Genomic DNA, 14,427 nt, shown 5'->3' with positions numbered 1-14,427 from the left:
AGAGTCCCCCCGGATCGTTGCGTCATGGCTGAACCAGTGACCTGGCGTACCGACGGCGTGCCGCGCAGCGAACGCTTCGACGACATCTATCACACCGAAACCGGCGCACTGGCGCAATCGCGCCATGTGTTCCTGGGCGGCTGCGGCCTGCCCGAGGCCTGGATCGGACAGCCGCAATGGCTGATTCTCGAAACCGGCTTCGGGCTGGGCCTCAATTTCCTGACAACCTGGCAGGCGTGGCGCGCGGATCCCGGGCGGCCGCGCATGCTGCATTTCGTCTCGATCGAGGCGCATCCGGTCGCGGCCGACGACCTGCTGCGCGCGGCCGGGGCCTACCCAGAGCTTGCTGCGCTGGCCGGCGAGCTGGCCGCGCAGTGGCACGGGCTGCTGCCCGGCTTCCACCGGCTGGCCTTCGACGACGGCCGGGTGATGCTCACGCTGTGCATCGGCGACGTGCAGCCGATGCTGCGCGCGCAGCGCTTCGAGGCCGACAGCATCTTTCTTGACGGCTTCAGCCCGCAGCAGAACCCGGACATGTGGGCGGCGGACACGCTGAAGGCTGTGTCGCGCTTTGCACGGCAAGGCACCCGCGTCGCCACCTGGACCATCGCACGGGCGATCCGCGATGCGCTCGGCCAATACGGCTTCACGGTCGAAAAGTACCAGGGCCTGCCGCCCAAGCGCGACTGCCTGCGCGGGGTGTTCGCACCCGCCTGGACGGTGCGTCGGCGCGAACCCGTGCCCGAGCGCATCGAGGCGCCGGGGCGCTGCGCCGTCATCGGCGCCGGCCTGGCCGGTGCGGCGGTGGCGGCGAGCCTGGCGCGGCGCGGCTGGCAGGTCACCGTGCTCGACGCGGCTGACTGGCCCGCGTCCGGCGCTTCGGGGCTGCCCGTGGGCATGCTCGCACCGCATGTGTCGCCGGACGACGCGCTGCTGTCGCGGCTCACGCGCGCCGGCATCCGCGCCACCTGGATGGAACTCGAAAGGCTGCTGGAAGAAGGCCGCGACTGGCGCGCCAGCGGCGTGCTCGAGCGCCGGCCGGACGGCGACGTGCGCGTTCCCAATGGTTGGAGCGGCAACGGCCCCAACGAATCCTGGCCCGCGAATGCCGGGCAACTGGCCACCCTCGGCCTGTCCAGCGACACCGCTGCGCTCTGGCATGGGCGCGCGGCGTGGGTGCGGCCGCACCGGCTGATCGCCGCTTGGCTGCGCCAGCAGGGCGTCGAGTTTCGCGGCGGTTGCCGCGTGACGCGGCTGGAGCGGAAGCCGAACAGCGGCTGGCAGCTCTTCGATCCGGCCGGCCAGTTGCTCGTCGAGGCGGACCGCGTGGTCATCTGCGCCGGCCATGAATCAGGCCGCTTCGCACCCGCCCTTCCACTGCAACCGGTGCGCGGCCAGGTCGCCTGGGGGCCCATGCCCGATGGCGCCGACCTGCCCGCCACACCGATCAACGGCGACGGCCACCTGATCGCCCATGTGCCCGACGACGCGGGCGCCCAGATCTGGCTGGCCGGTGCGACCTTCGACCGCGACAGCACCGACCTCGCAGCGACGGCGGCCGACGCCGATGCGAACCGCGAACGGCTGAGCCGGCTGCACCCCGCTTCCGCCGACGCACTGGCGCCTTCGTTCGCACGGGGCGAGGTCGACACCTGGGTGGGCATCCGCTGCGCCTCGGGCGACCGGCGTCCGCTGGTCGGCCCGCTCGATGGATCTGCCACGGGCCTCTGGGCCTGCACCGCGCTGGGCTCGCGCGGCCTGAGCTTCGCCGCGCTGTGCGCCGAACTGCTGGCCGCGCAATGGCACTCAGAGCCGCTGCCACTGCCTGCCACGCTGGCCAAGGCACTGGGCACCCAGCGCCTCTGAGCCGCGCCCCTCGGGCTGCTCGTCAGCCCGGCTGCCCCGAAGGCGCCAGCATGTGGTCGATGCGGGTGTCGCCGTAGGTGCGCAGTACCTCGGAGATCACCACCTTGTACCCGTCGAGCCAGTTCGCCTGCGCCGCCTTCGCCTGCTGGTGCACGGGGTGGCGGATCAGCGCCTGCAGGCTGTCCAGCGAGTCCCAGTAGTAGACGTTCGACACCAGCCCGTTGCCGGTGTTCTCCCACGTCTCCTCGCCAAGGTAGCCGGGCAGCGACTTCGCTGCGGCGGCAATGGTCTGGTCGAGGCGGTGGAACTCGTCGTCGAACTGCTTCTTGGCAAAGATGAAGGTGGCGGAGTACATGGCGAGTCGGAACGTCCGGGCAAGTCGAAAAAAAGCCCGTCGAAGCGCGGGCGGGCGCCGATTCTGCGGCAAGTGCCCGCCGCATTCCACCTCTTGTCGCGCGAAGGCCCCAGAATGCACCGCATGGCCACCCAATACGACATCAAGCACACCACCGTCTACCGCTACAGCAAGCCGGTCACTTTCGGTCTGCACCGCGTGATGTTCCGTCCGCGCGACAGCCATGACCTGCGGGTGCTGGCCACCGACCTGCAGGTGAGCCCGGATGCTTTCACCCGGTTGATCCAGGACCCGCACTCCAACTCCGTCGCGCTGGTGCAGCCGATGGGCGAGGCGACCGAGCTGCGCATCGTGTGTTCCTTCACCATCGAGCATGTGCCTGCCCAGCAGGACCAGCTGGCGCTCGATCCCGCCGCCGAATTCTTGCCCTTCGCCTATTCGGTGCAGGAACGCCTGGACCTCGAACACTACCTGCGCCCGCACCACGACGACGACACGCAGGGCACGCTGATCCGCTGGGCCCACCAGTTCCTGCACACCGACAAGCCCAACAGCACGCGCGAGGTGCTCGCGCGCATGAACGCGCACATCGGCCAGAGCCTCGAATACAAGGCGCGCGACGAAGAAGGCACGCAGACGCCGCTCGCCACGCTGGCGCTGGGCAGCGGCAGCTGCCGCGACTACGCGCTGCTGATGATGGAAGCGGCGCGGCGCCTGGGCATCGCCACGCGCTTCGTCTCAGGCTACATCTACGACGCCGCGCTCGACACCGCGGCGCAGGCCAAGGGCGACTCGATGACCGGCGCCGGCACCACGCATGCATGGCTGCAGGCCTATCTGCCGGGCATCGGCTGGATGGCTTTCGACCCGACCAACAACCTGATGGGCAGCGGCCAGCTGATCCGCGTCGGCGTCACGCGCGACCCGGCGCAGGCAGCGCCGATCTCCGGCAGCTGGTACGGCGATGCCGAGGCCTATGAAGGCCTCGAGGCGACGGTGGTGGTCACGCGCCGCAAGAACTGAGGCGCCGCCCGTCAACCGACGGTTGCTGTCGCGCAGGCGATAGCCGTTGCGGGAAACCCCGCAGCCTCGCATTCCCCAACGCCTCTACGCTGCGCCGCCGGCCAGCGAAATAGCACGGTCGTTCTGAACGATCGCGGGTGCAGCGCCGCGCCGGTTATTTCTTCAAAGAACTCACAAGAACGGAGAGAGACACCCCATGCATTCAGCACGCCTGACACTTCTTGCATTGGCAGCCAGCCTCGCGGTCGCATCCTGCGGCGGAGGAGGCGGTGGCGGCAACAGCCTCGGCTTCATTCCCGCGCCCGCACCTGCGCCTGCCGCACCGCCACCTCCTGCGCCGCCCCCCGCTCCCGTCGCCGAAGAAACCCGCCTCCAGGACAGCCGCAGTTCGTTCGCGCCGGCGGATCCCTCGGCCACCACCTTCGCAGCACTCGCGGCGGACGCAAGCGACACGGTCGACAACAGCACGACCAGCCGCTGGGCCGGCATGCTGGGTGGCGCCCAATACAACGTCGAGGTGCCCGCCAACTGGAACGGCCAGCTCGTGATGTATGCGCACGGCTATGCGGGCGAAGGCAACCTGCTGCAAGCCGGCACGCCGACGATCCGCCGCTACCTGATCCAGAACGGTTACGCATGGGCCGCCTCCAGCTACAGCAAGAACTACTACGACGTGCGCGCCGGCGTGGAAGACACCAACGCCCTCGCCCTGCAGTTCAATGCGATCGCCAAGGCCAACGGCCGCAACCTGGCCGCGCCGTCCAAGATATTCATCACCGGCCATTCGATGGGCGGCCATATCACGGCGGCTGCCATCGAGGACGAGACCTACGCCACGGCCAACCACAAGGTGAAGTACAACGGCGCGGTGCCGATGTGCGGCGTGGTGGGCGACACGGAGCTGTTCGATTACTTTGCAGGCGCACAGGTCACGGCCCAGGCTCTGGCCGGACTGCCGAAGTACCCGACGCCCAACTGGGCGGACATCTCGGCGCAAGTGGGCTCCACGTTGTTCATGAACTTCACGACCGATCCGCCCAATATCGACACAACGGCCACCGGAGCCAGGTACGCCTCGGTGATCGAGAACCTGACCGGCGGCCAGCGCCCAATGTTCGACATGGGCTTCAAGTCGGGTGGGGCCTTCGCCGCCGTGTGGGGCGTGTTTGGCAGTGACGGCACGGTCAACGGCATCCTGAACAAGAACACGCTGGACACCAACCGCTTCACGTACACGATCGAAGGCGACATCCCGGGTTCGAGCGCGCTGAACGCGTCGGTGCTCAAGCTCACTGCCGCCGCAGACGCCAACCGGCTGCGTACCGACGGGCTGCGCTGGATTCCCAAGGCCAACGGCGAATTCAAGATCCCCGTGGTCACGCTGCATACGCTCGGCGACCTGTACGTGCCCTTCAGCATGGAACAGATCTACAACAAGCGCGTGGCGGCCAAGGGCAACAGCCAGTGGCTGGTGCAGCGTGCGGTGCGCGGCATCACGCATTGCGACTTCACGGTGAAGGAGCAGGTCGAGGCCTTTGACGCGATGATCAAGTGGGAGCGCGATCCCGCTGGCGCGAAGCCCTTGGGCGACGACGTAGTCACCCCAGCCACAGTGGCGGCTGCGGACTATGGCTGCAAGTTCACCCGCCCCCTTGGCACTGTCGACGAAAGCAAGACAAGCAAGGCTACGCGCCCGGCCGCGGCTTTCGTGCACCCCTGTCCGGTCTGAGCGCAGCCAGGCGAAAGCCTGGTCAGCCCGCGGGCAGCACCGCCGCCCGCGCCGTGGCCAGCTTCGCTTCGAGTTCCGCGATGCGTGCGCGGGCCTCGTCGCCTTCGGGAATCGGCCGCCCGCTGTCGCGCCACGCGACAGCGCTCTTGAAGCCCTCGGCCTCCGCCTGCCGCCGGAACCACATGCCCTCCGGGTTGTGCCGCGTGATGCCGTCGAACACGGTGGCGAACATCTGGCTCTGTTCCAAGCCCATCGAATGCCAGACCTGGTTGACCACCAGCTTGTGCATCATCAGGTGCGAACGCGGCACGCCCGCGATGCGAAGGGCCAGCTTCAGCGTGGCCTCGTCGAGCTGGTCGGCGGGCACCGAGAAGTTCGACAGGCCCCATTCGGCCGCCTGCCTGCCGTCGATGGTGTCGCCGGTGAACATGAGCTGCTTGGCGCGCATGGCGCCGAGCCGGTAGGTCCACATGGCGGTGGTCGGGCAGCCCCACACGCGCGTGGGCATGTAGCCGATGCGTGCGTCGTCGGCCATGGTGAGCAGGTCGCAGCACAGTGCGATGTCGCTGCCGCCGGCCACCGCGTAGCCATGCACCTTGGCGATGGTGGGCTTGCGGCTGCGCCACAGGGCCATGAAGTCGTCGGTGTTGCCCTTCATGGCGGCGTAGTCGAGCATCGGGTCCCACGGCGTCTTTTCCTGCCGGCAAGGGTGGTCGCCCTGCCCCTCGCGGCCGTGGCCCTCGGCGTAGTCGCCGAGGTCGTAGCCGGCGCAGAAGGCGCGGCCCGCGCCCTCGACCACGATGACGTGTACCTCGTCGTCGGCCTCGGCCCACTCGACCGCGCGGCGGATCTCCGAGGGCGTGGTCTCGCCGATGGCGTTGAGCTTCTCGGGGCGGTTGAGCACGAGGCGCGCAATGCGCGGGTGCTGCGGGTCCTTGTCGATCAGGACGGTGTCGAAAACTGGCATGGTCTCTTGTCTCCTGTGTTTTGGAACGGGTCGCGCCACGCTTGTAGCATCGCCCCCCAACACAGGCAAACAGCCGCTCAGGCCCCTGCGGCGCTCCCCGCACCACCCAGCTGGAAGCGGAACACAGCCCCCCTGTCGGGCTGCTGCACCAGGCGGATGTCGCTGTCGTGCAGTTGCAGGATGCGCTTGACGATCACCAGGCCCAGCCCGCCGCTGCTCGCGCTGTCGGTGCGCGAGCCGCTCATGAACACTGGCCGCATGAAGAGCGACTTCTGCAGCTCGCCCGGAATGCCCGGGCCCGTGTCGCTCACCTGCACCGTCACGCCGGCGTTCTCCTGGCGCAGTTGCACCACGATCTCTCCGCCCGCCGGTGTGTGGCGGATGGCGTTGTCGAGCAGGTTGGTCAGCACGCGCTCGATCATTCCCAGGTCGGCCGATACCACCGGCAGGCCCGGCGCGATGTCGGGCTTCAGCCGCTGGTGGCGCGCCTCGGCCGCCAGCTCGAACTTCTGGAACACGTCCTGCACCAGGTCGGCCAGCGCGAAATTTTCTTTCTCGGGCTTCACCACGCCGTACTCGAGCCGGGCCAACTCGAACACTTCCTGCGCGAGGCGGCCGACCTTGCGGCTCTGGCCGAGCGCGATTTCAAGGTAGCGCCGGCGCTCTTCCTCGCTGAGCGTGCCGGCCTTGAGCAGCAGGGTTTCGAGGTAGCCGTGCAGCGAGGTGAGCGGCGTGCGCAGGTCATGCGAGATGTTGGCGAACAGCTCGCGGCGCTGCTGGTCTTGCAGCGTGAGTTCGCGCCATTGCTCGGCAATGCGACGCGTCATCTGCGTGAAGGCCTGGCCCAGTTGCGCGATTTCGTCGGTGCCTCGCGACAGGCGCTCCAGCGTGGGCGTCTCTCCTTCGAGCGAGGCGATGCCCTCGGTCTCGAAGCGCTTCACCGCCGCCGTCAGCTCGCGCAGCGGCCGGGTGATGAGGCGAAAGGCCGCAAGCCCCGCCAGCAGCCCGAGCAATGCCACCAGCCCCATCGACCACAGCGTGGTGCGCAGCACGTTGTCGGTTGCCGCGTTGGCGACCAGCGCATCGTGGTCCTCGCCCTGCAGCACCACGTAGACATAGCCCGCGTCGCGCCCGTCCATGCGCAGCGGCGCGGCGCTGAACACCTTTGATGCCGTGAGGCTGCGCGGATCGTCCCCCCCGATGGGCAGCGGCGCGCCCGCCAGCAGCTTGCGGATCGGCTCCAGCCCGACCGCGTCGCGCTTCAGGTGCCCCTGGGGCGCCGCCTGTGCCTTGATGCGGCCGTCCAGGCCCAGCAGGTAGACCTCCACGCTCGGGTTGACGGCCATCAGCTTGTCGAACAGGTCTTTCACCGCCTCCTGGTTGAGTCCGCCGGGCTTCATGAGCTCGGAGTTCTCGGCGATGTGCGCCGCCAGGCCGAGCGACAGGCGCTGCACGACCTCCTGCTCGTGGATGCCGTTGGAGCGCATCTGCAGCCACGCCGAGGCGCCGCAGCACACCAGCAGCAGCACCGCGAACACGGCGGAGAGCCGCCGCGACAGCGTGCTCCAGGCCATCATGCCGAGTCCTCCCCGTTCGCGTTGGGCGACAGCTTGTAGCCCCGCCCCCACACAGTGAGGATGCGCCGCGGCTGCGCCGGATCGGCCTCGACCTTGATGCGCAGCCGGTTGATGTGGGTGTTGACGGTGTGCTCGTAGCCGTCGTGCTGGTAGCCCCAGACCTGGTTGAGCAGGTCGAGCCGCGAGAACACCTTGCCGGGGTTGCGGGCGAAGAAGTACAGCAGGTCGAATTCGCGCGGCGTGAGTTCGATGAGCTTGCCGTCCACCCGCACCTCGCGCGCCAGCGGCTCGATGTCGAGGTTGCCCAGCGTGAGGCTGCCCGACTCCATGCGTGCATTGCGGGCCAGCGCGTCGGTGCGCCGCAGCAGCGCCTTCACCCGCGCCACCAGCTCCAGCACCGAGAACGGCTTGGCCAGGTAGTCGTCGGCGCCCAGCTCCAGCCCGAGGATGCGGTGCACCTCGCTGGAGCGGGCACTGATGATGATGATCGGCGTGTAGCGCGTCATGGCGCGGGCACGGCGGCAGATTTCGAGGCCGTCGATGCCGGGCAGCATCAGGTCGAGCACCAGCGCGTCCCAGTTGCCGCGCTCCAGCTCGCGCAGGCCGGCATGGCCGTCGGCGGCATGCTCGACCGCATAGCCCTCGTCGCGCAAGTGCATGCGCAGAAGTTCGGCAATGTGGGCGTCGTCCTCGACGATCAGCACGCGCTTGGCTGTGTCCATGGGGTGGCATTCTCCCGCGATACGGGATTTGGAGTTATCACGATTAATTGAAGTTTGCGTGATGAATCGGCCATGGGGTGCGCCAAACAATCCGCCCCATGAACAGCACAGCCATCGCTCCTCCTGCCGCCAAGGCCCCCGAGGCAGATCGCCGCCCCATCCACCCGCTGTGGATGCGCATCACGCACTGGCTCAATGCGCTGGCGGTGCTGATCCTGGTGACGAGCGGCTGGCGCATCTACGACGCGTCGCCGTTTTTCCCGTTCACCATTCCCACCGTGGTCACGCTCGGCGGCTGGCTTGGCGGCGCGCTGCAGTGGCACTTTGCCGCCATGTGGCTGCTGGTGTTCAACGGACTGGTGTACCTGGTGCTGAACATCGCCAGCGGCCGGCTGGCGGCCAAGTTCTTTCCGGTCACGCCGCGCGGCGTGCTGCATGACGCGCTGGCTGCGCTCAAGGGCAAGCTCTCTCACGCCGACCCGCGCCGCTACAACAGCGTGCAGAAGCTGGCCTATCTGTTCGTGATGCTCGACCTGATCGTGATCGTGCTGTCGGGACTGGTGCTGTGGAAATCGGTGCAGTTCGCGGTGCTGCGCGACCTGCTGGGCGGCTACGAATTCGCGCGCCGCATCCATTTCTTTGCGATGGCCGCCATCGTGGCCTTCGTCGTCGTGCACCTGGTGATGGTGGCCCTGGTGCCCCGCACCCTTCTCACCATGCTCCGCGGCCGTGCGCCCAAGGCCTGACCCAACCATGAAAATCTTCAAGGCACCCACCCTGAGCGGCATCGACGGCGAGGCCGTGCTGCGCGAAGCCCGCTCGCTGATCGAAAAGAAGCTCGACCAGCCGTCGCGCCGCCTCTTCATGCAACGCTCGCTCACGCTCGGCGGCCTGTCGCTGCTCACGGGCTGCAGCATCAGCGACAACGCGCAGGTCGATGCCGCACTGACGAAGATCTCGCGCTTCAACGACAAGGTGCAGGGCCTGATCTTCAGCCCCACGCAGCTCGCACCCACCTACACCGAAGCCGAGATCACCCGCCCCTTCCCGTTCAACGCCTACTACGGCGAAGACGAAGTGCGCGAGGTCGACGAAGCCGGCTACAGGCTCGAAGTGACCGGCATGGTCGCCGACAAGCACGCCTGGACGCTGGCCGAGCTGCGCGCCATGCCGCAGGAAGACCAGATCACCCGGCACATCTGCGTGGAGGGCTGGAGCGCCATCGGCCGCTGGGGCGGCGTGCGCTTTGCCGACTTCCTGCGCCGCATCGGCGCCGACACCACCGCCAAGTACGTGGGCTTCAAGTGCGCCGACGACTACTACACCAGCATCGACATGCCCACCGCGCTGCACCCGCAGACGCTGCTCACGCTGACCTACGACGGGCAACCGCTGCCGCCCAAGTACGGCTTTCCGATGAAGCTGCGCATGCCGACCAAGCTTGGCTACAAGAACCCGAAGCACATCAAGGCGATGTTCGTCACCAACACCTATTCCGGTGGCTACTGGGAAGACCAGGGCTACAACTGGTTCGGAGGGAGCTGAGGGGCTGCCACAGCCGCTCGACTGCCGATGAAAGCGCGAGGCCGTGTTCCAAGGGACCAAGGCCGATCTTTTTGAAAAATGACACCTCAACTGGAAGACTCCAAATGAACAAGCTCACCGCAACCCTGCTCGCTACCTGCATCGCCTTCGCCGGCGCCTCTGCCTTTGCCGCCGACGAAATGGCCAAGGACGGCATGGCCAAGGACTCGATGTCCAAGGACGCCATGAAGAAAGACTCGATGGCGAAGGATTCCATGTCGAAAGACTCGATGTCCAAGGACGGCATGAAGAAGGATTCGATGGCGAAGGACAGCATGTCCAAGGACGCCATGAAGAAGGACTCGATGTCCAAGGACGCCATGTCCAAGGACTCGATGTCCAAAGATTCCATGTCCAAGTAAGCACCGGGCGCGGGTCGCCCGGTCCGCCCCCTTCATTTGACGAACGGCGGATTGGGCGTCAATGTCGCGCCACTCAACAGGAGCCTCCTGAAAGGAAAGCCAATGAAATCCTTCGCACTGACCGCGGGCACCCTGGCCGCCGCGGCCCTCGTCTGGTATGCCGTGCCCTCGTCCGCGGAAACCTCGCGCCGCGTGCCGGCTCCCACGGCCGACCTGACCGCCGCCCCCACGGCCAAGACCGAGACCGCCGTCTTCGCCGGCGGCTGCTTCTGGGGTGTGCAGGGTGTGTTCCAGCGCGTCAAGGGCGTGAGCAACGCAGTCTCGGGCTATGCCGGCGGCGACGCCAAGACGGCCCGCTACGAAGACGTCGGCTCGGGCCGCACCGGCCATGCCGAGTCGGTCCGCATCACCTACGACCCGCAGCAGATCAGCTACGGCAAGCTGCTTCAGATCTACTTCTCGGTGGCGCACGACCCGACCGAGCTGAACCGCCAGGGCCCCGACACCGGCACGCAATACCGCTCGACCGTGTTCGCGGAGAACGCCGAGCAGGCGCGCATCGCCAAGGAATACATCGCGCAGCTCAACCAGGCCAAGACCTACGGCAAGCCGCTGGCCACCACGGTCGAAATGTCCAAGCCCTTCTTCGCAGCCGAGGACTACCACCAGGACTACCTGACGCTGCACCCGAACCAGCCCTACATCGCGATCAACGACCTGCCGAAGATCGAGGATCTGAAGAAGCTGTTCCCCGAGGTCTACAAGGCGACGCCTTCGCTGGTGAAGACCGCGAAAGCCGGCTAGCCTCCGCGCAGCACGACCAGCAGCACGCCCGTGGTTGCCAGCGCGAGCGTCCAGGCGTGGCGCTGGAAACGCTCGCCCATGAGCCGGGGATGCAATGCCACGCCGCGGCAAACCCCGGCGGCGATGGCACCGGTCGTTGCCAGCATCGCGGCCGTGTGCACCCCGACCGCCGCCAGCGCCAGCAGCAGCGAGCCCGACGCGGTGATCTCGCGTGCCGGGTTGTCGGCCAGGCACAGCGGCATGAGCGCCGGCACCAGCATCAGCCCGGCGCCGTGCGCGGTGGCCATGAGAAAAGACCAGAGCGCGATGCCTGACTGTCCCGCCCGGATTCCGGACGCTCTACGCCCGACCTGCCACGCTTCGCCGCGCAGCCAGCGGTAGGCCGCCATCCCCACCAGCAGCAGGCCGGCCACGCCCTGCACCCGCGCATGCTCCACCGACATGCCCCAGGCGAAGCCCCACGCCACCACGGCGATAGACACGCCATGCCCGACCGCAATCGGCAGCAGGGCCCGCCGCGCCTGCGCCGCGTCGCGGGCCTGTACGCCGCACGCGGCAGCGAACATCCAGCCGTTCGCCGGGCTCAGTCCATGAAGGGCGCCGAGGCCGGCGACGGCCAGCCAGGGCCACAGGTTCGCCATGACATTCCCGATCGGTCAAGCAGCGCCGGGCTCAGGCGCGGTGAGAGCAGCACGAATCCGCAGCCGCCTTCCCGGCCGCCGCCGGCTCATAGCGGTCGTGATGGCGCACCCACTCCATCTTGTGCGGCACGTCGCGTTCGCCGCGGCCCTGGGGCGTGAGGTCCATCAGGCTGTAGGCGCCCATCATCACTTCCACGCCGCGGCCATAGGTCGAGTAGGTGTGGAAGACGTCGCCCGCGTCGTCCTTGTCCTTGTAGAACACGCTGACGCCGGGTGCCTCCGAGGCCGGAAATGAGCGCTTGCCGTAGTTGTAGTCGACCTCGCCCGCGGCCAGTTCGTCGGGCGTGAAGCTGACGTGGAAGTCGTGGTTGAAGTCGCTGCCGTTGGACGACACCCAATCGAACCGCCAGCCCATGCGCTCGCGGAAGCGGGCGATCTCGGCCAAGGGAGCGCGCGAGACGGCCACGAAGCTGATGTCGCGCTGCGCCAGGTGCACGTTCATGCCGTCGGTGTGGTCGGCCATGTAGGAGCAGCTCGGGCAACCCTCGCCCCATCCCGGGCCGAGCATGAAGTGCTGCACCACCAGCTGGCGGCGGCCCTCGAACAGGTCGGCCAGCGTGCGCTTGCCTTGGGGCGTGTCGAACACGTAGTTCTTGCGAACGCGCTCCCACGGCAATGCGCGGCGTTCACGGGCGATCTGGTCCTGCAGGCGCATCAGTTCCTTTTCTCGCGCCAGCAGCGTCTTGCGCTCGGCGAGCCAGCGGTCGCGCGGCACGACGGGATGGTTCTGGATGGCTGTTTGCTCGGCAATGGCTGTGTTCATGATTCAGTGCTCCTTGCTGGAAAGTGATGAAGCGGCAATCAGGACCTGGCCGCCTTCGGGCGCCGCACGGCGCGGACCTTGCCGCTGTTGCCGCCACCGCAATAGAAAAGATCCGCGCCGTCGGACTCCAGGCCGCTCACCCCCACGCCGCGCGGCATTTCGAGCCGCTCGAGCACGGCGCCGCTCTGCGCGTCGATGCGGCGGATGTCGCTCTCGTCGTCTTCCCATGTGCCGTGCCACAGTTCGCCGTCGACCCAGGTCACGCCGGTGACGAAGCGGTTGGACTCGATGCTGCGCACGACGGCGCCGGTCTCGGGGTTGATCTGGTGGATCTTGCGGTTGCGGTACTCGCCCACCCACAGGCTGCCCTCGGCCCAGGCCAGGCCGGAGTCGAGCCCCTTGCCCGGGGCCGGAATGGACGCCAGCACCTTGCCGCTGGCGGGGTCGATCTTGTCGATGCGCGCATCGACGATCTGGTAGAGGTGGGTGCCGTCGAAGGCGGTGCCGGCGTCGCAGGCCACGTCTAGCGTGCGCGTGGCCTCGCCGCTGGCGGGGTCGAAGGCCACCAGCGCGGCGCCGGTGGCGGCCCACACGCGCTGGCCGTCGTGCGTGACGCCGGCCACCTTGTCGGAGCCCGCGAAGGGTCCGTATTCGCGCACGATCTCTGCCGCATGCACCGCGGCGCTGCCTGTCTTGTTGCTCATCGTTGGCTCCTGGTGCGCCTGAAATGGCGCCCTGGAGACAACTTTATTCAATAGGCAGCGCGGAAGGGAGTAACAAGATCGTCGTGAATCCGGCCAGCGGCGGCGACAGCCAGCGTCGCGCCCTGGCCTGGCCGATGGAGCGGACCCGGCCCTCTTCCTCCAGCTCGGCCAGCGCGCGCTGCACGGTGCGCTGGCTCGCGCCCAGGGCCAAAGCCAGCGCCGATGTCGACCACGCCGCGCCGTCGGACAGCAGCGCCACCAGCGATGCCTGCTCGCCGTCGATGGGCGGTGCCAGCACGGCCACCGTGCGGCCATCATGCGGCTTGAGGATGAAGCCGCGCGCCGTCGCCTCTATGCCGGCCAGCGATTTGACGAGCGCGCGCAGCCGTCCGATCTCGACCCGCAGGCGGGCGCGGTGCGTCTCGTCGGGACGGCGGGTGCGGAATGCGCACTCGATCAGCGCCTCGCGGTCGACATCGCCCGGCCAGGCCTCGGCGAGCGAGCGCGCCAGCGAGAACAGCACCGGCCGTCGCGCCAGCGGCTGCCAGCTGTCGCCCGCACCCAGCCCGCGCCGACAGGCGTCGACGACCAGCGCGTCCGACGCCAGCAGCGCGGCCACCTCGCCCAGCCGCAGCGTCTGTTCGCCTTCTGCCGACAGGCGTCGCGCGGCCGGGCGTTCGAGCGCCGAGCGCATCTCCGCCACTTCGGCCAGCAGCGCCGGCACATGCGCCTGCACGGCGGCCTCCTGCGCGCGGGCCAGCGCCGCTTGTGCGTTGCCCATGTGCAGCGAGCGCAGTGCCAGTTCGGCCGAAGTGAGTTCAGCCACTGCCGCCAGCGCAGGCGGACGGCCGCGCGCGTCGAGCCTTGCCAGCGCTTCGGCGGCCTCGTCCAGACGGCCGAGCAGCAACAGCCGCCGCACCGCGATCAGCCGCGCCTGAAGCGCATTGGCGTGGTCTTCGCGCGCCTCGAGGGTGACTGCGGCCGCAGCCAAGGCGCGCGGCGAGTCGCCGAGATCGCGCATGGCCATCGCCACTTCGGCTTCGGCAACCACGCAGCGTGCACGCGCCGTTTCTTCATGCGCGCCGAAATCGCGTGCGGCCCGGCGCAGCAACTCGCGGGCGCGCGGATGCTCGCCGAGCTGGGCCATCGCGATGCCGCGCAGCGCCAGCGCCGGCGGGTCGTCGCGCAGGGCCACCCGCTTCAGGGCGCCGAGCGCATCGCCGGCGGCAAGGGCGCGCGCGGAGGCGGCAATCAGCGAATCCATGCACAG

General features: G+C 68.3%; 15 protein-coding genes. 7 read left to right on the top strand and 8 right to left on the bottom strand.

Annotated elements, in window-relative coordinates; genetic code table 11:
* Positions 1 to 24: 24 nt before the first annotated feature.
* Entirely contained in the window at positions 25 to 1,866 is a 1,842-nt protein-coding gene (mnmC, locus tag ACQY8B_RS09880) for an FAD-dependent 5-carboxymethylaminomethyl-2-thiouridine(34) oxidoreductase MnmC (RefSeq protein WP_422086535.1), read from the top strand.
* A gap of 22 nt (positions 1,867 to 1,888) precedes the next feature.
* On the opposite strand, the gene ACQY8B_RS09875 is transcribed toward mnmC, so the two are convergent.
* Positions 1,889 to 2,221 carry an antibiotic biosynthesis monooxygenase family protein gene (locus ACQY8B_RS09875; RefSeq protein ID WP_422086534.1) on the bottom strand — a complete coding sequence of 111 codons (333 nt, stop codon included), beginning with the start codon at positions 2,219 to 2,221 and terminating at the stop codon, positions 1,889 to 1,891.
* Between the two features lie 123 nt (positions 2,222 to 2,344).
* On the opposite strand from ACQY8B_RS09875, the gene ACQY8B_RS09870 reads away from it, so the two are divergent.
* Positions 2,345 to 3,244, top strand: coding sequence for a transglutaminase family protein (locus ACQY8B_RS09870; RefSeq protein WP_422086533.1), 900 nt, complete (start codon positions 2,345 to 2,347; stop codon positions 3,242 to 3,244).
* Positions 3,245 to 3,440: 196 nt separating this feature from the next.
* Positions 3,441 to 4,973 carry an alpha/beta hydrolase family protein gene (locus ACQY8B_RS09865; protein WP_422086532.1) on the top strand — a complete coding sequence of 511 codons (1,533 nt, stop codon included), beginning with the start codon at positions 3,441 to 3,443 and terminating at the stop codon, positions 4,971 to 4,973.
* A gap of 22 nt (positions 4,974 to 4,995) precedes the next feature.
* On the opposite strand, the gene ACQY8B_RS09860 is transcribed toward ACQY8B_RS09865, so the two are convergent.
* The 3 genes from ACQY8B_RS09860 to ACQY8B_RS09850 all read right to left on the bottom strand — a co-directional run bounded on the left by ACQY8B_RS09860 (position 4,996) and on the right by ACQY8B_RS09850 (position 8,239).
* Positions 4,996 to 5,940 carry a crotonase/enoyl-CoA hydratase family protein gene (locus tag ACQY8B_RS09860; protein ID WP_422086531.1) on the bottom strand — a complete coding sequence of 315 codons (945 nt, stop codon included), beginning with the start codon at positions 5,938 to 5,940 and terminating at the stop codon, positions 4,996 to 4,998.
* Positions 5,941 to 6,017: 77 nt separating this feature from the next.
* Positions 6,018 to 7,517 (bottom strand): HAMP domain-containing sensor histidine kinase, encoded by a 1,500-nt coding sequence (locus ACQY8B_RS09855; protein WP_422086530.1) that lies wholly within the window; start codon positions 7,515 to 7,517, stop codon positions 6,018 to 6,020.
* The gene (locus tag ACQY8B_RS09850; protein ID WP_422086529.1) at positions 7,514 to 8,239 is read right to left on the bottom strand and encodes a response regulator transcription factor; all 726 of its coding nucleotides are present in this window, start codon (positions 8,237 to 8,239) and stop codon (positions 7,514 to 7,516) included. Before ACQY8B_RS09850 ends, ACQY8B_RS09855 begins: the two co-directional genes overlap by 4 nt.
* A 98-nt stretch (positions 8,240 to 8,337) precedes the next feature.
* On the opposite strand from ACQY8B_RS09850, the gene ACQY8B_RS09845 reads away from it, so the two are divergent.
* The 4 genes from ACQY8B_RS09845 to msrA all read left to right on the top strand — a co-directional run bounded on the left by ACQY8B_RS09845 (position 8,338) and on the right by msrA (position 10,989).
* Positions 8,338 to 8,985 (top strand): cytochrome b/b6 domain-containing protein, encoded by a 648-nt coding sequence (locus tag ACQY8B_RS09845; RefSeq protein ID WP_422086528.1) that lies wholly within the window; start codon positions 8,338 to 8,340, stop codon positions 8,983 to 8,985.
* Positions 8,986 to 8,992: 7 nt separating this feature from the next.
* The gene (locus tag ACQY8B_RS09840) at positions 8,993 to 9,784 is read left to right on the top strand and encodes a molybdopterin-binding protein (protein ID WP_422086527.1); all 792 of its coding nucleotides are present in this window, start codon (positions 8,993 to 8,995) and stop codon (positions 9,782 to 9,784) included.
* 104 nt (positions 9,785 to 9,888) lie between these two features.
* A complete protein-coding gene (locus ACQY8B_RS09835; RefSeq protein WP_422086526.1) occupies positions 9,889 to 10,185 on the top strand; it encodes a pentapeptide MXKDX repeat protein in 297 nt (98 codons plus the stop codon).
* Between the two features lie 102 nt (positions 10,186 to 10,287).
* Positions 10,288 to 10,989: a peptide-methionine (S)-S-oxide reductase MsrA gene (gene msrA / locus ACQY8B_RS09830; RefSeq protein WP_422086525.1), complete on the top strand. Its 702-nt coding sequence runs from the start codon at positions 10,288 to 10,290 to the stop codon at positions 10,987 to 10,989.
* Here msrA and ACQY8B_RS09825 read toward each other — a convergent pair.
* From ACQY8B_RS09825 to ACQY8B_RS09810, 4 genes are read right to left on the bottom strand one after another with little or no spacing between them, the layout of a single operon-like run.
* Complete coding sequence (locus ACQY8B_RS09825) at positions 10,986 to 11,630, bottom strand: hypothetical protein (RefSeq protein WP_422086524.1); 645 nt, start codon at positions 11,628 to 11,630, stop codon at positions 10,986 to 10,988. The two genes, msrA and ACQY8B_RS09825, sit on opposite strands and share 4 nt — an antisense overlap.
* Positions 11,631 to 11,661: 31 nt before the next feature.
* Complete coding sequence (locus tag ACQY8B_RS09820) at positions 11,662 to 12,453, bottom strand: DUF899 domain-containing protein (protein ID WP_422086523.1); 792 nt, start codon at positions 12,451 to 12,453, stop codon at positions 11,662 to 11,664.
* Between the two features lie 38 nt (positions 12,454 to 12,491).
* Positions 12,492 to 13,157, bottom strand: coding sequence for a hypothetical protein (locus ACQY8B_RS09815; RefSeq protein WP_422086522.1), 666 nt, complete (start codon positions 13,155 to 13,157; stop codon positions 12,492 to 12,494).
* Positions 13,158 to 13,200: 43 nt separating this feature from the next.
* Positions 13,201 to 14,421 carry a helix-turn-helix domain-containing protein gene (locus ACQY8B_RS09810; protein WP_422086521.1) on the bottom strand — a complete coding sequence of 407 codons (1,221 nt, stop codon included), beginning with the start codon at positions 14,419 to 14,421 and terminating at the stop codon, positions 13,201 to 13,203.
* Between the last annotated feature and the right edge of the window lie 6 nt (positions 14,422 to 14,427).

Origin of the sequence: Variovorax sp. (genome assembly GCF_965279555.1) — a bacterium.
Taxonomy (GTDB): Bacteria; Pseudomonadota; Gammaproteobacteria; order Burkholderiales; family Burkholderiaceae_C; genus Variovorax.
Note: the sequence above shows the minus strand (reverse complement) of the source record. Positions and strands in the feature narration are given on the sequence as shown.